The 19104-nt window shown below is 40.2% G+C and carries 17 protein-coding genes and 1 pseudogene; 10 read left to right on the top strand and 8 right to left on the bottom strand.

What is annotated here, in order from left to right; all coding sequences use genetic code 11:
- The first annotated feature begins 31 nt into the window (after positions 1-31).
- The gene (locus tag ACPUYX_RS06565; RefSeq protein WP_426378934.1) at positions 32-757 is read left to right on the top strand and encodes an AzlC family ABC transporter permease; all 726 of its coding nucleotides are present in this window, start codon (positions 32-34) and stop codon (positions 755-757) included.
- A complete protein-coding gene (locus ACPUYX_RS06560; RefSeq protein ID WP_426378933.1) occupies positions 747-1064 on the top strand; it encodes an AzlD domain-containing protein in 318 nt (105 codons plus the stop codon). The genes ACPUYX_RS06565 and ACPUYX_RS06560 overlap by 11 nt, the downstream gene beginning before the upstream one ends.
- Before the next feature lie 132 nt (positions 1065-1196).
- Here ACPUYX_RS06560 and ACPUYX_RS06555 read toward each other — a convergent pair whose 3' ends face one another.
- The 5 genes from ACPUYX_RS06555 to ACPUYX_RS06535 form a co-directional block, all read right to left on the bottom strand.
- Positions 1197-1883 carry an alpha/beta hydrolase-fold protein gene (locus tag ACPUYX_RS06555; protein ID WP_426378932.1) on the bottom strand — a complete coding sequence of 229 codons (687 nt, stop codon included), beginning with the start codon at positions 1881-1883 and terminating at the stop codon, positions 1197-1199.
- 505 nt (positions 1884-2388) lie between these two features.
- Positions 2389-2808: a hypothetical protein gene (locus ACPUYX_RS06550; protein WP_426378931.1), complete on the bottom strand. Its 420-nt coding sequence runs from the start codon at positions 2806-2808 to the stop codon at positions 2389-2391.
- A gap of 687 nt (positions 2809-3495) precedes the next feature.
- Positions 3496-4584 carry a cell wall-binding repeat-containing protein gene (locus ACPUYX_RS06545; protein WP_426378930.1) on the bottom strand — a complete coding sequence of 363 codons (1089 nt, stop codon included), beginning with the start codon at positions 4582-4584 and terminating at the stop codon, positions 3496-3498.
- 927 nt (positions 4585-5511) lie between these two features.
- Positions 5512-5748, bottom strand: a complete 237-nt coding sequence (locus tag ACPUYX_RS06540) for a phosphopantetheine-binding protein (RefSeq protein WP_426378929.1) — start codon at positions 5746-5748, stop codon at positions 5512-5514.
- A gap of 115 nt (positions 5749-5863) precedes the next feature.
- Positions 5864-8008 (bottom strand): ATP-dependent helicase, encoded by a 2145-nt coding sequence (locus ACPUYX_RS06535; RefSeq protein WP_426378928.1) that lies wholly within the window; start codon positions 8006-8008, stop codon positions 5864-5866.
- A gap of 145 nt (positions 8009-8153) precedes the next feature.
- Here ACPUYX_RS06535 and ACPUYX_RS06530 point away from each other — a divergent pair.
- Together ACPUYX_RS06530 and ACPUYX_RS06525 are read left to right on the top strand one after the other, a co-directional pair.
- Positions 8154-8296 (top strand): annotated as a pseudogene (locus ACPUYX_RS06530) (ABC transporter ATP-binding protein); the annotation flags it as partial.
- An 88-nt stretch (positions 8297-8384) separates the two neighbouring features.
- A complete protein-coding gene (locus ACPUYX_RS06525) occupies positions 8385-9359 on the top strand; it encodes a leucine-rich repeat domain-containing protein (RefSeq protein WP_426378927.1) in 975 nt (324 codons plus the stop codon).
- A gap of 299 nt (positions 9360-9658) precedes the next feature.
- Here ACPUYX_RS06525 and ACPUYX_RS06520 read toward each other — a convergent pair whose 3' ends face one another.
- From ACPUYX_RS06520 to nrdR, 3 genes are all read right to left on the bottom strand, one after another.
- Complete coding sequence (locus ACPUYX_RS06520) at positions 9659-9976, bottom strand: hypothetical protein (protein ID WP_426378926.1); 318 nt, start codon at positions 9974-9976, stop codon at positions 9659-9661.
- A 637-nt stretch (positions 9977-10613) separates the two neighbouring features.
- On the bottom strand, positions 10614-13010 hold the full coding sequence (locus ACPUYX_RS06515; RefSeq protein ID WP_426378925.1) for a vitamin B12-dependent ribonucleotide reductase: 2397 nt from the start codon (positions 13008-13010) through the stop codon (positions 10614-10616).
- Between the two features lie 20 nt (positions 13011-13030).
- Complete coding sequence (gene nrdR, locus ACPUYX_RS06510) at positions 13031-13519, bottom strand: transcriptional regulator NrdR (protein WP_088224690.1); 489 nt, start codon at positions 13517-13519, stop codon at positions 13031-13033.
- 221 nt (positions 13520-13740) lie between these two features.
- On the opposite strand from nrdR, the gene ACPUYX_RS06505 reads away from it, so the two are divergent.
- The 6 genes from ACPUYX_RS06505 to ACPUYX_RS06480 form a co-directional block, all read left to right on the top strand.
- On the top strand, positions 13741-13875 hold the full coding sequence (locus ACPUYX_RS06505; protein ID WP_282432738.1) for a hypothetical protein: 135 nt from the start codon (positions 13741-13743) through the stop codon (positions 13873-13875).
- 215 nt (positions 13876-14090) lie between these two features.
- Positions 14091-15668, top strand: a complete 1578-nt coding sequence (locus ACPUYX_RS06500; protein WP_426378924.1) for a spore germination protein — start codon at positions 14091-14093, stop codon at positions 15666-15668.
- A 40-nt stretch (positions 15669-15708) separates the two neighbouring features.
- Entirely contained in the window at positions 15709-16809 is a 1101-nt protein-coding gene (locus ACPUYX_RS06495) for a GerAB/ArcD/ProY family transporter (protein ID WP_426378923.1), read from the top strand.
- A complete protein-coding gene (locus ACPUYX_RS06490; protein ID WP_426378922.1) occupies positions 16806-17978 on the top strand; it encodes a Ger(x)C family spore germination protein in 1173 nt (390 codons plus the stop codon). Before ACPUYX_RS06495 ends, ACPUYX_RS06490 begins: the two co-directional genes overlap by 4 nt.
- A 430-nt stretch (positions 17979-18408) precedes the next feature.
- Positions 18409-18603 carry a hypothetical protein gene (locus tag ACPUYX_RS06485; protein WP_426378921.1) on the top strand — a complete coding sequence of 65 codons (195 nt, stop codon included), beginning with the start codon at positions 18409-18411 and terminating at the stop codon, positions 18601-18603.
- Positions 18604-18894: 291 nt separating this feature from the next.
- Positions 18895-19104, top strand: a 210-nt coding sequence (locus ACPUYX_RS06480) for a hypothetical protein (protein ID WP_426378920.1), incomplete at its 3' end; no start/stop codon positions are given.

Below are 19104 nucleotides of genomic sequence, written 5' to 3'. Positions count from 1 at the left end.
GAGAAATATTAACGGGATAGGTGGAATGACTATGCAGCAATCCAATCTCCTCTTAGGCAAGGAACAACTTGCTGAAGAAACATGGGCGGCACTTCGCGATTGTACTCCAGTCGTGCTCGGGGTAGTGCCCTTTGGTATCACCTGCGGAATTATGGGACTTACGACTAAAATGTCAGGAGTTGAAACTATTTCCATGTCGGTCTTTGTTTTTGCAGGTGCTTCACAGTTCATTGGTATTACCATGCTGGGCGCAGGCATAACGGGTTCGGGAATGATTATACTTACTACCTTGTTGGTAAACATGCGCCACTTAATTATGGGATCATCTCTGTCTCCTTATATGATTGAACTGCCGTTTCCCCTTCAAGCAATTTTGTCATTCTTTTTAACCGACGAAGCCTATGCCCTGACTATAAGCCGAATTCACAAGGCTAAATACAGCGCGCATTATCAATTGACCGTGAGCACAATGCTTTATCTGGTTTGGATATTGGCTACAGCAGCCGGGGTAGTTTTGGGCAGCTACATTTCCGACCCCTTAACCTGGGGGCTTGATTTTGCCATGCCGGCAACTTTTCTGGTATTGCTGATACCCCTTTTGGCAAACCGCATCAGCCTAATTGTATTCGGTGCGGCTGCAGTGGTTTCGGTACTTGCCGCCCTGAATTTACCTGGTAAGTGGTATATTATTATCGCCTGCCTTACCGCCAGTTTAATAGGAGGTTTATTAGAGGGGGACAGCAAACATGCGCAGTGAAGTTTTATATATCATTATCGGAATGGCTTTAGTTACTTATTTTACTAGGATTGGCGCTTTGGCTTTGTTCCGGTTTACCGGGGTGCCAACCTGGTTAAACAGGTGGTTAAAATATGTCCCCATTGCCATCCTGACCTCCTTAATCGTACCGTCATTACTTTTACCTAAAGGACATTTGGATATTAGTTTAAACAATCACTACTTAATTGCGGGCATTGTTGCTGCTTTTGTAGCCTATAAGAGCCGTAATATTATCGCCACCCTGGGTTTCGGAATGTCGGTCATGTTTCTTCTCAAGCTCTTGTAGATAGCTCTTCATCCTCAATGTCGTTTCACTCTATCTATTGTGCTGTATCCTCAGCAAAAAACCGATAACCGAAATATTTCAGTTACCGGCAAAGATGCGATCTGGTTTGTCGTGATGAGATCGAGTCACTATTCACCTTTGAATCGGCTCCAGCAGCCATAAAATGGCCCTGCCGATTCTCTGGGGTATTTCCCGAAAATGGCCGCCGGGCTCTTTTACATAAGTCGCTTTGGCAGACTTTGCAATCAGTTCTTTGGACTTCTGTGTGGCTTTGCCCACTTCACACATCAAAGGATCTTTAGTCTTTTCCTCTTTGCCGCCCAAACTCAGGTAAACTTTACCGGAGGGCTGATGCTTCTGTAAAAATTCCAGCCACCCTGGAAACCAGAGCGATCCGGAACAGCTGCCACACCCGCTAAAACACAACCTGCAGTGGGCATACAAAGCAGCCAATCCTCCCAGAGAATAGCCTACCGGATATACTTCCCCGCTGAGGGAAAAAGTGCTCTGCAACATTGGCGTCAGGGTATTTTTCATAAAGTCCAGCGTTTCATCGGCCTTCCCGGCAAAAATCCGGCCGCCTTTACCTTCCAGATACCACGGTGAAAAGTCACGGTCCCAGTCGATGGGGCCAAATCCCGTAATTAGAAACGGCCGGCACTCCCCAGCTTCGATCCGGAGCAACAGCATTTCACGGATTTCCGACAACTGCTGTACGCCGTCGTCACCGGTCAGCAAAATCACCAATGGCACCGGCTGATCCGACGCCCCCAACTGCTCAGCCCAGCAATATTTTTGGTCCAGTACAAATTTCATCATCAGCATTCCGTCCCCTGCATCAATTCAAAATTATATTTTTAACTAACAATCCAAGTTCCTTGATGAAAAACAATTTGCCAACTTCCGCCTGTGAACCTCCAAATTGAACTGCGTAATGAACTCCTCATCTCTTCTCTAGATTCGTTTGCCTTTACTGCACGATAAGTAGCTAGTACCACATATGGCGATAAGGCTTTTATTTGAAAATCCTCAATAATTGTTGTAACAGGAAGGGAATGTGGCAATTCCTCAACAACTTGTATTTAGTCGTACGTGCGCCCAGAGCTTCCAAATTCAACAAAATCGTCGGCTAAAAGCATTGAGATTTCCACTCTTGATCGACGAATCTCAGGTTGTAGTAGTCTGTCTTCTAAATCGTATATTTGTTCGTGGAGTAATGATCTCATTTTAAATATCCTCCTTTCTATAAATGACTCAAATAGTTTCCCCGTGTTCATCACCCTTTGGCGGCTCTGGTTATTCAGGAACACACAGTACACCCCCGTTACCGGAAAACGTGTAACAGACCTAAAATAACTAGAACCACTAAAACCAATAGTATTGGGAGTGCAACTCCAAACAAAGCTAAAGATAACTCTTTACAATTTTTTCTTATTAAATAGCACTCATTAGATAGTTCCCCTTTATTGAATTTAATTGATAGTAAATCCACACCCTTATACTTATCTCCAAAGAATCCCACAACTCCAATAAAACCAGCTATACCGAACAAATCCTGCACTGAAATATCAATATAATTGGTGGCTCTAAATAAAGATGCTATTCCGATAATTCCGAGACACATTGTAACCCCCATTATCATTTTAGCTAGTATTCGCTTGCTTCCATTTCTCGCGATTTTCCTTCCTATGAATAATGCACTTGGCCATACTAAAAGTGTAATCAGTACAAGAATGAGCGCCATTTCCGTTTCCCCTTTTTATTAAGTATCTAAGACTTACTTAGGTTGTACAATATATTTTTAATCTTATCGGAGTAGATTTTGGAAACAGCAAAAGACACCATAAAGAGCCTTGTAGTTTTAGTATCATATTAATTTTCCGCTTGTTATTGATTTATTATGCTACGAAAGCCGTCCAACGCCAAGGTTAGACGGCTTTCGTAATAAAAGTTTTGGGAATAATCGGCAAACTCTTAGGAGGAAATTAAAAATGCAATGCCCCAACATTAGAAAATGATTAAAGACAGCCCTAGATAAACTGGTTACCGCAGGAACGATTACTTAAGCTCAAGAAGATGCTCTCTTTACAAATAGCGTAGTATAAAAATCGCCCTGATTTTCAGTTGTTGAAAATCAGGGCCAATTTGCATTCTTAAAAAATCCTTCACTCGAAACATCCTTGATATAATTATACTGTTTACGGATTAGCTTCGTAAACTGGACATCGGTTAATCATCGTACTTCCTGGTTCCTTGCTTTAGCAAATAATCTAAAATAAGTTCGGCATAGTTTCTGTCTTCCCGAGCCATCTTCTGATAGCGCTTTTCTAACATCATTGCCCCTAATATAGTGTCATCGGCTGCCTGAAGTCCCTTGTGAAATTAGTTAAGTCTGGCAAAATCAACACTACTCTCTCACTAAGCCTTTTAATTACTCCCCTGAATATCCGTTGCTATTAAGAATTTGCGCAATCTGATTAATAAGATTATCCGAAACTACGCCCGTTCCTCCTAAAACAAAAATGTTAGGAACGTTAACGGCTGGAATGGTTACAGATTGCCCTTCGGAATTTTCAACGGTTCTCGATTGTTTGTCATAATAAGCAGTTTCATTTAATACTTTTTCGGTTTCGGTTTGAAGCTGATTTTGAGTTGTTAAAATAATAGGAGAGCAATCTGTTACACCAGCTAAAACTGCTCCAGCAAGAGCGTCAGGATAGTTTTCTCCTGTTGCGATAAAAATATTAGGTGCTCCAACAAACTGACGAGTCCATAAAGCATTAGTATCATACTTATTATGTCCATTAATTCCAAGTGCCTTTGGATAGCTCGTTGCAACCTTGGGAGCAATCTCTCCTAAACTCACGACCTCCTTTTGAGAGTCACAGAATGCTGTTTCATCGGCATTTAAATTATCGGGAACAAGTAAAATAGGGGCATCATCAGCGACACAAGCCGAAGCAACTGTTAATGCATCGTAGAAATTTGAATCACTGACCAAAACAACTTCATTCTTAGGATTATTTATCATTTTAGCAATCATGAGAGAGGTATCATCTTTTGTTACTCCCCCAATCTGATGAATGTTATTTGAACTAAACCCCAAATCTTCTAAAGCATTCGTAAAACTAAGGGGGATAATTCCTGTACCTCCAAGAATATAAACGTTACCCGACATATTGACGTGTTGTTTTACATAATCGAGGGTTTCTGCGCTTGCCTCTGGTGTAGAATCAACAAGCAAAATAGGAGCTTTAAGTTGAGCAGCCAAAGGTGCTCCCGATAAAGCATCGGGATAGTTGTTTCCAGAAACTAAAACAACTGAATCAAATTTTTCACCCTTACTAAAATCTACTTCATATACCGTTGACAATTGGTTAGCAATAGCAATCGCGGTTTCAAATTTGGTTTCTCCTGCTAAACGAACAACCTTTCCAGCAGCAGAATTATCGGCTAAGGCAAATGTGGGCAACGAAAGTAATAGAACTACGGATAGAAAGAAAACTAAGAACTTTTTCATTATCTGCACCTTTCTTTTTGCTTAGATTAAGAGTAGTGTTAATCTTGATAGACTTAACTAGCTTCACAAAGGGCTTCAAGCAGTTGATAACACTACAGTAGGGGCAACGTTGCTCAGAAAACTGATGATTACAGGGATTCATTACCCTACCAAAATATCAAACACTGAAGTTTAACAAAGCCTATAACGTGTTTCTCAATTTTGTATTAAAATATTAACATATTATTATGCAAGAATTTGTCGAAATATAGGGTACTGTGATATTATATATGAAAATTCGCTAAATTTAGGTCTAAGGTCCTACTTTCGACGGCAAGATATTGAATTTTTTACAACACGGATTATAAACATACCTTAGTAAATGTCTTGTACCATAATTACCTTTACCTATTAATGTTAATTCAAATATAATAGACCACCATATTTTTTGCGAGGAAGCAACCTGTAATTTCTTTTCCCTTTTTACCAACTTCCGCTAATGAATAATTCATCTGCCGGGAGACACTAATAATCAAAACAAAAAGCCAATAACCGTAATAATTTCGGTTATTGGCTAAGATGCGTTTTAGTTATTCCCAATATTTATTATTTTTTGAATCCAATACCTGTTGCCTAATCGTGACAGACTTTATTATCTGTGAACACCTTTGTTAAAGGATAATAAAGTCTGTCACTTTAGCTTCCGATAATTATGCTTTATATTGTCTAATTAATTGATTACCCAGGGAGTGTACCCCCGATGGGGACTTCCATAACCGGTCGCAGTTTTCACATAACTTCCATTTCCTTACCAGTATAAAAATTGGCAGAGCTCAAGCAATTAGTTTATGAATACAAGACCAAAAGCGGAGAAGAAAACAGCAGAAATTAAGCCGTCAGTCGAACTGGGAACGACAGGTTATGAAATTACACCGAATTTATAATCGATCAGTAAGCGGATAAACCTCTAGCTTTCAGTTTTTCTACAATATCATTGACGCTAACCACATCTGCAAACTCGTCATCAGTAATGGTTATCTCGAATTCATCCTCCAGGTCCCCAATAATCATCGACATATCTAAAGAATCCACAAATAAGTCTTCCCGCAAACGGCTCTCCAGGGTTATCTTTCTCTTCTTCTTTTGTAAAATATGATTCAAAGTGAATAATACTCTGTCTTCCATTTTTAGTCACACACCTTCCATCAACGCTTATGTACTATATGTGGGCTGAATCAAATTCAAATTCGACTTTTAAAACCAATAGACTATGGTATGATTTTACAACGAACATCCCGAATTAGATAGCCCAAATTAACCTCTGCTTGGCACAGATATCTTTCATGAACGAACGCTGTGAACCGTTCTTAAAACGAACGACAATTACATTTCCCTCATCGTTAACAATAACTCCCTCTCCAAATGATTTATGTTGAATAACCAACCCTGCAACGAAATCGCTCATAGGGCTTGATACTTCCTGGGGAATCACCTCTTGAGGGTTTTTACCTTGCATCACAAGATTAACCTCACGGATAAAACGGGAAGCTTTCACTCGTTTATGATGATAATAATTCATAGAGCATAAGGTTAACTGGCGTTTAGCCCTGGTCATGCCGACATAGAAAAGACGTCTCTCCTCTTCTAATAATTCGTTCTTTCCCCCTTGTTCAGCTTTGATCGTCTCCCGTTCAGGAATAATCCCTTCGACAAGATCAATTAGGTAGACCTGTTCCCATTCTAAACCCTTGGCCGAATGGATGGTTGAAAGGGTCACGGCATTTTTGTGCTTATTTTTATACGAAGAAGTCATCTGCTCTTCAAGATACGTTAATCGATTGGCAAACTCCACAATTGTACATTCGTTCTGTGCAATTGAACTCAGAATGTCCAAGAGACTTCCGACATAGTCTTCAGAAAAACCTAACGACTCACATATTCTTTTCATTGCTTTATCATAATCCAGTCGGTCTCGGATATAATGGATCGCCTGAGCAGGTGAAAGAGTATTAAGCTCCTTAAACCACTTTTTGAGGTCTAAGTACTCTGATCTTTCCTTTAAGGTCACGCCTGGTTGTTCAGCCAAGATTTCAAAGATTGAACGATCAATTGGCATTTGCTTTAGTAAATCAAGATGTTGCTTACGTAAAGGACAACTCAACTTAGACCAAATCCGCTCCAAAACGGACAAGCTTTTATCGTTAAATGAAAAGCGAAGGAAATTTAACATATCGTTAATGGCCCAGTGGGTGAAAAACCTCTGTTTACCTGATTCACGCATGTGAAAGGAAATATTAGCCCGATCTAACGCATCTGCTAAACAAATGGCGGATAGATTATTTCGGTACAAAACCCCTACCTTTGCTAAATCCTTTTGACCCTTGAGTTTCTGAATTATAAATTGATTTTGTTCTTTAATTCCTTCAAATTGCCCAACCCGAAGAACGTCTCCCTTGGGATTCTCAGTAAACATATCTTTATCAAATCGCAGTTTATTAGAACGAATAAAACCACAGGCTACATCCACAATCTGCGGAGTCGAGCGAAAGTTCTGCTCCATGCGAAGGATCTTTGCACCGGGGTAAGTCTGTTCGAACTCTAAAAGATACTTTGGTTCAGCCGCTCGAAACCCAAAAATTGATTGATCATCATCCCCCACTACAAAAATATTACTCTTGGGTTTAACGATCATTTCGATGATTTTATGCTGTAAAAGAGACGTATCTTGGCTCTCGTCCGTAAGAATATAATCAAATCGCTTTCGATAATACGCTAAGTACGTCGGATTTTCCATTAACTCTTGAAAGGCAAGGGAAAGCATATCGTCATAATCAATCAGACGGGGCCGGCTGCTTTGCTTATAGTTCTCATAATCCTTATAAATAAGGGGGAAATTCTTAATATCACAATTTAAAAGCTCTTCAGGTTTGCTTAACGTATTTTTTACGTAACAAATACAATTCTGCAACCCTTCCAGCTGCTCATCGGTAATTGCGGAAGCATTATGCTTTTCGTAGATTTTACGAAGAACTCCCGTCTTGCTTTCAGCACCTGTTTGTTCCTCAATAATTTCAAATCTAATACCGCTTTGTCGAAAAGCGGTTCGAACCACTTCATAAGCAAAGCTGTGGATCGTAGAAAATTTAATTCCCCCACGTCCTTCATTTTGACCGCTGACCATTGCCCCAAAATTCGTAACAAACCGTTCACGCATTTCCTTGGCTGCCGCCCGTCCGAAGGTTAGACAAAGAATCCTTTGAGGGTCTATGTTTTTAACAAGAATCAAATAGGCTAAACGAACAGTGAGAACCGTCGTCTTGCCTGCACCGGGAACTGCTAACAGCAAAAGAGGGCCCTGGTCATGGACCACAGCCCGTTTTTGCTGTTCAGTTAAATCAAAACCTCTAGCTTTGATCTCTGCAAAGAAATCCTTCTCGCTAATCACCTTAAATCTCCCACATTGTATTTGCAACGCCCTTACTACTTCCAGATGTCTCAAAAATTAAATTCATGCACCAAGAATTATATCATATGGACGCATGGTTTATTGTTTTTCAAATGTCAGTATGCTCATTATCAGCAAACACACTATTAAGCTGCTGAAATTAAGCCATAGAAATATCGGCAGACCCTTATCGTTGTCACACATGATGAAACTATCGCCTTGTAAGCAGACCGCATTATCGGTATATCAGACGGCAAAGCAGTGCGAGGCGAGAGAGTGAGATCATGAACATTATCCACAAAAGGCAGAATTCCCCTTACTTCGCAAGGAAATTATGGGATAATATGGCTTAAAATAGAATTGGAGGTCCTAAGCATTGAAAATAAAAAAAGTACTTACCTTATTAATTACTTCTGCAATGTTATTGCAATCAACATTGGCTTTTGCAGGTACAATTCCGAGATCGCAAGATTCGCATAATGTAATAATAGAGACATCAGTATCTTTAAATAAAACTTCAGATGTACTGAAGGTAGGTGAAACAGAAATTTTAGTACCTAAAATACAAGCGCCCTCAGACTTTGCAATGTGGTCATCGTCAGATAACAGTATAGCAACAGTAAATATGAAAGGGAAAGTAACTGGAGTAAGTCCAGGAACCGCAACAATCACTATTACTTCATTTCAGTTTAAAACTGCAACATGTAAAATAAGGGTAATAGCTGATAACAACTCTGATTTAGTTAAATTCAAAGATAAGAATTTAGAAAAAATAGTGAGATATATTATTCATAAACCTAAAGGAGATTTATATAAAAGTGACGTTAGGAATATTACCCATTTAGAACCTCCCAAAGATCCACTTAATGGATCGTTTCCACTTGCAGACAGCAGAGATTCGATCGAAAGTATTATAGTAACTCAACTAAATGGAATAGAGTATTTAACCAATTTATCATATCTTTCGTTAAAAGGTAATGCAATCAGAGACCTAGGTCCATTAAAGGAACTTAAAAATTTAAAATATCTTTGTTTAGACAATAACCATATTAATGATATTAGCGAGTTACATGGTCTAACCAACCTCAAAATAATTTCGCTTTATAATAATGAAATTGATGATATAAGCCCATTAGAAGGACTATATAATCTAAAAACTCTGGTATTAAGTAAGAACGAAATTAAAAAAATAAACTATTATCAATTAAGCAACATTTGTGCATTTGAAGGTGTCCCTCATATGAAATCCATGTATTTAGATCATAACTTATTTGAGGATGCGGCTATAAGAACCATAAAAGCAGTTAATGCAAAATACCCATTTATTACAATTGACTTGGGTGAAAAATAAGAAACGAAATCCACAAGGACATGAACGAGGTAAAGAAAAGAGTATCTCTAGGGAGTATAAGAAATTTAGTGTAATTGGTTTCTAACTTTAAGAAATATAGATTGTAATTTCTGAGCTTATTTTGCCAAGGGTAGGGGTAACGGTTAACATACCGGTTACCTCTTTTATTACCCTTGGGATCTTATACCGGTCAACAATATCTGTGATGGTCTCCTTTAAATCAACTTCCAATAATCCTACTTCGCTCTCTTTAGCCCTGCTTTTAGCAGCTTACCATTATTAGCCTTATAATTCTCTTATTATAAAAAGGGATTTTCCGCATCGGCCACTTCTTGCAAAATCACAATCGGATCTGATATCAGGCCAAATTGCTCGTCATCCGGGTAAGTTACAGCTATTGTCGGTTTATTTCCTGCATATGCAATCACGCTAGCCATTGTATCCCATTTTGTACATAAAAAGAAATGTGCATATTCCCCTTGTTCAACTATCTTCAAATATGCTCCCATGTTTCCTTTTATTGTCGTTGTATCTCTTATCCCTGTTTCATATTCATATTTTTCAAATGCATCCTTCATATGAATAGGTACAATACCATGCCATGTTCTTGAAATCATCTTATTTTCATCACCTTCTTTGTATTAATTAATGTTCTCATTATTAGCCTAATGCGAAATCGTCGTTTAACGTCTCAGCAACATTCATCTATTCGAAGTGTTGCATTACTCTGTATGATAACGTTCTCCAGCCCTAAAACTCAATTTTCAACTGTACGACTTTCCTGAGAAAATACCCTACATACTCACGCAAGTTGATATTAGAAATATTTGTATTCGCACCCTGTAGAATCATCATACTGGTGAAATAGCCGAAATCTTCCACCGTGGGGTCCCATGTCAAGTCTTACCCCAGAGTTATTGTAGGTCAATGGATAGTTTAAGAAACAGGAATGCTGGGTCCTGGGAAAATATTTATAAATTAGTGGTTGATTTTTATTAGCAGGATTATAGACAAAACGGTTATAAATGCATAATAGTAAAAACAAAAAGCCAATAACCGTAATATTTCAGTTATTGGCTAAGATGCATTTTGGTTAGTCCTGATAGTTATTAATTTTTCAAAGTCAACATCGGTTGTCCAATAGTGTCCGACTTTATTATTCAGTGACAGACTTTATTATCTATTGTCCGAGTTTATTATTCAGTGACAAACTTTATTATCAGTGAACAACTTTATTATCAGTGAACAACTTTATTATCCGCACTTCGAATATCCGCAATGGGTGCAGACAACGCAGCCGCTTTCATGGTTAATCGGCATACCGCACTCTGGGCAGGCATTCGCTGGAGCTACGCCCGAAAGGGGTTTCTTTGCAGATATCTTTGAGGGACCCGTAACATTTAAAAGTCCGCTTGCATTTTGCCCTTCAACAGCCTGTACTTGTGTAACATTGATGCCAACTTCGTTATATTTCTTAATAACGCGGGCAATTGCATCCGGACAGGAAGTGACGCTGACCCCTTCACGTCGCATACAAGCAGGGCAGCGAATTCCTTTGACTTGCTCAATAATGGCATCAACAGACAAACCGGAACGTAAAGCGATAGAAATCAAGCGAGCTGTAGCCTCTGATTGTGAAGAACATCCTCCGGCCCGGCCGGTATTTGTAAATACTTCACATATTCCTTTTTCGTCAGCATTAACACTAACATATAAGTTGCCGCAGCCGATCTTAATCTTTTCTGTAACCCCAATAGTGGTGGTTGGTCTCGGACGAGGCATTACGGTATTCACTTCAGGAACAAACGGGGTAATGGGGGCAGTTATTTGCTCTAAAGAGGTCTGGGCCTGGCCCTTATCCCCTTTGGCAGCTTGTTTGGAGGCATCAGCGGCTGCCGGTACTGTAGTCCCAGTAGAAAGTACTTGTTCCTCCCTGCTTCCATCCCTGTAAACCGTCAAACCTTTGCAGTTCAACTCATCTGCTAAACGATATGCTTCTGCAATATCTTCTCTTGTTGCTGCGTTAGCAAAATTAATCGTCTTAGAAACTGCGTTATCGGTATATTTTTGAAAAGCAGCCTGAATGCGAATATGCCATTCCGGAGAAATTTCTTGAGCTGTCGTAAAGACTTCCTGTACCCAGTTAGGGACTTCCGGCAGACCAAGAACGGTTCCTTTCTCGGCAATTTTGCGCATAAGTTCCGGCGAATAAAACGTGTAATCTTTCGCGAAGGCTTCAAAAAGAGGGTTTACCTCAACTAACGAAGTTCCATCCATGACAGTTTTCGTATAGGCCACTGCAAAAAGAGGTTCGACTCCGCTCGAAGCAGCACAAATCATCGATATCGTTCCCGTCGGGGCAATTGTGGTTAGTGTAGCATTACGCAGTTTCATAACTCCATCATAAATAGAACTTTCATAATTGGGGAAAGTTCCTCGTTCTTCGGCCAGACGTTGGGATTCAATGCGTGCCTCTGTCTGAATAAATTTCATGACTTTTTCCGCATAGTCAACGGCTTCCTCCGTAGCATAAGACGTTTGCAGCAAAATCAACATATCAGCAAAGCCCATTACTCCAAGGCCGATTTTACGATTTCCTTTTACAACCTCATCAATAATCTTTAGAGGATACTGATTGGCATCGATAACGTTGTCTAAAAAGCGTACCGCCAGACGGGTAACATAACTTAAACGCTCCCAATTGATGACCATTTTACCATTTTTCTCAGTCACCATGAGTTTAAGATTAATAGAGCCTAAGTTGCACGCTTCATTGGGAAGCAGGGGCTGTTCCCCACAGGGATTCGTCGCTTCAATTTTACCAAGTTTGGGGGTAGGATTGCTTTCATTTAAACGATCAAGAAAGACAATTCCCGGCTCTCCATTTTGCCATGCATGATCAACAATTTTATCGAAAACCTCGCGAGCAGATAATTGACCTGCTGCTTCCCCAGAATGGGGATTAATGAGGTCATAATCCCGCCCCTCACGGACAGCCTTCATAAATTCTTCCGTAATTCCAACCGAGATATTAAAGTTCGTAATTTCCTTATTGTCCTCTTTGCATTGGATAAAGTCCAAAATATCCGGGTGGTCAACTCTCAGTATTCCCATATTGGCTCCGCGTCGAGTTCCGCCCTGCTTCACGGCCTCCGTAGCTGAATTAAAAACTTTCATAAAGGAAATCGGTCCCGAAGCTACGCCGCCTGTTGAACGGACCATACTATTTTTAGGACGCAGACGTGAAAAACTGAAACCCGTTCCTCCGCCAGACTTATGAATAATTGCCGCATTTTTTATCGCATCAAAAATATCCTCCATACTGTCTTCAACCGGCAGAACAAAACAGGCGCTCAGCTGCCCCAAGTCCCGTCCCGCATTCATCAAGGTTGGAGAATTAGGCATAAACTCAAGATTGGCCATAATTGCATAAAATTCCTTCGCCAAAGCTCGTGTTTCCTTCTCACCTTTGCCATACTTTTCCTCTTCAATGGAGGCAATCACATTGGCGACTCGATAAATCATATCCTCTGGTGTCTCGATAACTTGTCCATCGACTTGTTTTAAATATCTCTTTTCCAAAACAACACGGGCATTGGGCGCTAAATTTACCTTTGGCCAGTTTTTTGGTGCTTGTCCTTCGAAAATCAACTAGAATCCCCCAACTTTCCTTATATCTCTTTTCTTTCCTTATCTGTTAACGTTCCCCGTTTTTCAATAAGTTCATGTAACTCTTCCAGAAAACGTTGTATATCCCCAAATTGACGATATACAGATGCGAAGCGTATGTAGGCCACTTCATCTAAACTGAATAATTGCTCTAAGACTGCCTCCCCGACTTCAGCACTCGTCACTTCACGCTCATGCGTATTGCGCAGGGTCTTTTCAATGTTATAGGCGGCTTCTTCAATTTGTTCTGTTGAAATTGGCCGTTTTTCACATGCTCTTCGCATGCCGGCCATCATTTTAGAACGGGAAAAAACATCACGTCTCCCGTCTTTTTTGACAACTACGAGCGGTGAATCCTCAAACTTCTCAAAGGTAGTAAACCGACGCATACATCGATCACATTCTCTGCGTCTTCGTACAGTCGTTCCTTCGTCAACCTGACGCGAATCAAAAACCTTCGTGTCCTCGTTTCCGCAGAATGGACAACGCACCCCTTCACCCCCAATATATAGTGTGCTTTTACATTTAAACACACTATATGTAGTATGTCAACTGGCCATTAGTCATGTTTTGAGTCCAACTTTCTAATCATTGTTTGTTTCTTCTTGCTCTCTTCGTCTTTCTTGTTTTTTTATTCCGTAGTATTACTTCTGAAAAAGGACAAAATAAATTAGAACCTAAACCATGATCTGAGAAAGGATGTGACAATACTGTGATAAAAAAGATGCCTTCTGAAAAAAATCCTAACCCCAATACAAAACCAGCGCCGCCTAATCATCAGCCGAGCATGGATTCCAGGGATAACCATGGCCTTTCTCAAGAGGAAGCTTTACGAGCTAAGAAGTAACCCCTTCCTGCTTTCTAAGAGGGGCTGCAGCACCTTATCTGTAGCCCCACCCTTTTGCGAAGAATCCTATCAGGATGTATCACTTCAGGAGTTACCTTATAATGTCACGAAACAGGCAGGGATATCGGATATTTTCGATATCCCTGCCTGTTTCGTAATAAATCTACCTCTTTGCGCAAAAACTATTTAAACAACTGAGGAACAGGAGGTGGATCATGCTCACAAAAATTATTAGAACATCTACAAGGAAGAAACGCCGCCAATCCCCTGAGCCTTTCTTACCAAATCCTTCGGAAAATTCTACAACTCTATCTAAAAAACTAGAGGATAACCGGCAGGCCATTCTAAAGATCTTTCCCAAGGCTGACGATCTGGTAATTCGAGAGTTCACTATCGGAACCGAAACTCCCGTTCAGGCCTTTGCAGTTATGATCTTCGGTCTGTTTAATGAAGATTCCGTTAACGAAAATCTCTTTAAGCCATTACTATCTGTACACAATAATCATCGTACAGGAACTACCTTAGAAATTGTTAAGGAACGTATATTGTCCGTTTCCAGTGTTGAGGAAGTTCAAACCCTCGAAGATGCCGTTACAGGAATTTTGTCAGGTGATACTGCCTTATTCCTTGATGGAACCGATAGTGTACTTATTGCTTCAATTCGCGGCTTTGCAGCACGTAGTGTCGAAGAACCAAGTACTGAGTCTGTGATTCGTGGTCCCAGAGAAGGATTTGTTGAGTCTCTGGGCACAAACATTTCTCTTATCCGCAGGAAAATAAAAAATCCAAATTTAATGGTTGAGAAGATGACTGTAGGCAGACAGACAAAAACCTCATTAGCCATCGTCCATATTCAGGGTATTGCCAATGATGAAGTCGTTCAGGAAGTCAAGAAAAGAATAGGCCGAATCGAGACAGACTCTGTTCTCGAATCAGGTTATATTGAGTCCTTCATCGAGGATGCTCCTTATTCCTTATTTCCTACCGTTGGTAACAGCGAAAAGCCTGATATTGTCAGTGCGAAATTATTGGAAGGGAGAGTCGCAATATTCACTGATGGAACTCCCTTGGCCTTAACGGTACCTTACTTATTCATAGAAGCGTTCCAAAATAGTGAAGATTATTATTCACGTCCTTATCTTGCAACGTTTATTCGTTGGCTGCGGTGGCTGGCCTTTTTTATTTCTACATTCGTACCCGCTCTTTATGTTGCTATCACAACTTATCACCAAGAGTTGCTGCCGACTTCACTCTTGATTAGCATTGCCAGTGCAAACGAAGGTTCTCCTTTTCCTACGATTGTCGAAGCACTTTTGATGCAAATAGCTTATGAAATTTTAAGGGAAGCCGGCCTTCGCTTGCCCAAGGCAGTTGGGCAGGCTGTTAGTATTGTCGGTGCACTGGTCATTGGAGAAGCCGCAGTATCCGCCGGATTAGTGGGTGCTCCTATGGTTGTCGTGGTGGCCCTTACAGGAATTTCTTCCTTTGTCGTCCCAGCTTTTACAGATGTCACTACTATCGCCCGCTTTGCTCTCCTTATATTATCAAGCTTTTCGGGTCTATATGGAGTAATGCTCGGATTTGCAGCGTTTGTTATTCATCAACTCTCACTTCGCTCCTTTGGGGTGCCTTATATGTCTCCCCTTGTACCGCTTAACGGTGCTGGTCTTAATGATGTCATTATTCGCAAACCCTGGTGGGCTATGACTTCAAGGCCTCTAAGTTTAAGTAGAAACACAACGAGACAGGCCGATTCATTAGCTCCCAGTCCCCCAGAAAATCCCGGTAATTAGGCCATAATTAATCAATATACCTCTCCATAAAGGAGATCCTATGTTAGAAGATGCAAAAATCACCCCCAAACAACTTATTTTCCTTGTAGCAATAAGCAGACTTATCGTTTCGATTACGTTTTTCCCTGTGTTCACTGGACCTCCAGGAGATCAGGATGTATGGATATCGGAAATTTTAAGTCTGCCTGCCAGTCTATTGTTAACAGTTCCATTTTATCTATTATGGAAGCGCTTTCCGGAACAGTCACTCTTTGAATATGCAGAGACAATCCTTGGCAAAACTGGTAAAGCAGTTAGCCTCCTTTATATCTTGTATTTTTTTCATGGACTATCGCTATTTTTGTACGAATGGAGCGCCTTCTTAACAACTGCCGTTATGCCTGAAACTCCGGTTCTTTTCGTTCTTCTCTTTCTTTTCGCGTTTTGTGCTTATGCAGTTCTCAAGGGCATTGAAGTAATTTCACGGTTTGCAGAATTTCTAGCGCCTTTAGTCTTCGGTGGAATTCTGGTCATATCTCTCCTCCTAGCCAAAGATATGGATCTCAAGGTCTTTATGCCATTCATGGAAAAAGGCATGATATCAATCGGTATGGGTGGATTCGTGGTTGCTTTGAAAACATCCGAGATAGTAGTGCTCGCTATGCTGCTTCCCCATTTAAAATCTAAGAAAGAGAACGCAAAGCTTGTCCTGATATCCAGTTATTCTCTTATAGCACTTTTGTGGCTTATTACAACCGTAACTGTTCTGGCAACTCTAGGGCTCGATTTAGCTAAGATGCTTCAGTTTCCTTATTTTAGCGCCGTTCGTTTAGTGAACATTGGTGATTTTATTGAACGCATAGAATCTATTCACCTCTCAATATGGATTCTCAGTGGTTATCTAAAAACCATCTTATATCTCTATGTTATTCTGATCGGATTGAGTCACTTAGTTGGGATAAAGGATTATAGGCCCCTTGTTATCTCAACTCTTACCATACTTCTTCCGGTATCTCTATCCGTCCAAAGCAACATTGCCGATCTCAATGATTTTTTGTCTTATCCTATATCCGTTTGGATTAATATTATTTTCATAATTGTTATTCCCTATCTACTTCTAGCTATAGCCTTCTTTCGGAAGCAAGGTGAAAAGAACATATGAGAAAAAGAATTACTTATATAATCTCAGCTACTCTTCTATTACTTCTTCTGCCAGGCTGCTGGAACCGAAGAGAGCTTAATACTATGGCAATTGTTGAAGCTATAGGTGTTGATCGGACTGAAGACGGACAAATCGATGTCTCGCTGCAGATTTTAAAACCTAGCGCCATTAAATCTTCAACATCAGAAAAAGCTAGTGGCTCAAAAAGCATTTGGGTCGTCACCAGCAAAGGAGAAACAGTTTTTGATGCCATACGAAATGCTTCACTACAAACGGATCGCAAAGCATATTTTTCTCACAACACTGTTTACGTTTTCTCTGAAGAACTCGCCCGGAATGGAATCAGCGCTGAACTGGATCTATTCAGTCGTGATTCTGAATTTCGTAAAACAACTTATGTTTTTATTACCAGGAAAAAAGCTGAAGATATTATAAGAAGTGACTATGAACAAGAAAAAATACCCGCCCAAGCAATCGAAAAGCTTGCAAAAGTAACATATGCAGCCTCTAAAGAACCCAAAGTCCAGTTAATTGATCTCCTGAAAAACTTCGCCAGCAAAACTAATGACTCAATCGTTCCCGGGATTGACATAATCCAAACTGATAATAAAAACCCAAACGAAGAGAGCCTAAAGCTCGATGGAACGGCGATCTTAAAACGAGATCGTATGGTTGGATGGTTTAATGCACAAGAAACTAGAGGCGTCTTATGGGTTCTTGGCAAGGTAAAAAGCGGAATCATTGATATTACAACTCCCGGAGATGAAAGCAAAAAATCGGGTATTGAAATTATTAGAGCTAACAGCAACGTTGTACCGGAGTTGGTCGACGGCAATCTCAAAATGACAATTAATGTTCATATGGATGGTAATCTTGGAGAAGAAATGGGAAGCAGCGACTTAGTGAAACCTGAATCCTTTGATGAGCTCGAAAAAAGGTTGGACACAGTTATTGAAGAGGAGATCAACAGCGCCATTAGCAAAGCTCAAGATTGGAACGTGGACATCTTCCAATTTGGTCCAGACGTACATCGCAAATATCCTCAAGAATGGCCCGAATTAGAAAAAAACTGGCCAGAGGAATTTAGAAAAATTCAAGTCAATATCGTTGTCGATGCCAAGCTCCATTGGTCCGGGTATCTTAAAAAGCCAGTTCAACCTACTACATAATGAAGGAGAAGAGGCTTGATGAAGGTTTTTATTTATATTATGGTCCTGATTTTTCTCTTCGCACTTATATCGCTTTCACAAATCCCTCCCTTAATAAAAAATAAACAGCGTAAAGAACTTATCATGGTAATAAGCCTCTTGTGTATTGGGTTCCTCCTGAATTTTTTGCTTATTATCGGTATCAAATTACCTAATCCCCTTCAAATCCTGGCCACAGTTATTCACTCACTGCTTTAAGCACTGACCGGTTAACAACTTCATTAGGGATTGCTAATAGAAATTCTTTTAAGCAGATAATTATATTTCTAGTAGATGTTGAAGTATTAAACCACAATTCTCATTCCCTTATGGTATAATATGTAATATAAATAGCCATAAGCTATGACGCATTTGCGGGATTAAATGCAATAGTTATGGAAGGAGAGTGAATATGCCATTTCTTTTGAAAGAACTTATTAAAGCCGGTATATATATCAGTATATTGACTATTATTTTATACTATTTTGTAGACAATAAGCTCTCTACAGCTTTTATTGTTGCATTGGTTAATCAAGTGATATTATCTATTTTAAACTTTAAGAAAATTAAAAATGACTATAAAGCTAGTAAAAAAATAACTGTATAAATGCATTCCTGCATATTTATAAAATGTGCAGGAAAAGGCATAAACAATAGAGATAATGAATACGAGATAAGAAAAGAGGAAGACCGTAAGAAATGGTCTTCCTCTTGAGTTTCTGGTCGGTTTCGAGTATTGTGATTACCACTACGTACCGTTACGCATTCTCCTGCAATGTGGATCGAACGGGTGGGACCCCGGTAGTGTACTTTCATTTCTTTCATGAAACACAGATAGACTGCCAATATGGCAGTCTATTGCATGTTTACCTGGCGATGACCTACTTTCCCAGGGGCTATGCCCCAAGTATTATCGGCCCTGGAACGAAAGGCGGATGAGCCTTTCGCCACACTGCGTCCCGTTACGCATTCTCCTGCAGTGTGGATCCTTAACTTCCGTGTTCGGTATACGAAAAGCACGAAAGCCTCCGGTGGAGGGTTTCGCCGAGCCACCAGCCCCAGAGAATCACTTTGTGGCGAAGTACGAGCTTTTCGCCACGCTGCGTCC

Origin of the sequence: Desulfosporosinus sp. SYSU MS00001, from assembly GCF_049943955.1 — a bacterium.
Lineage (GTDB): Bacteria > Bacillota > Desulfitobacteriia > Desulfitobacteriales > Desulfitobacteriaceae > Desulfosporosinus.
This window is presented reverse-complemented; position numbering and strand designations above follow the sequence as displayed.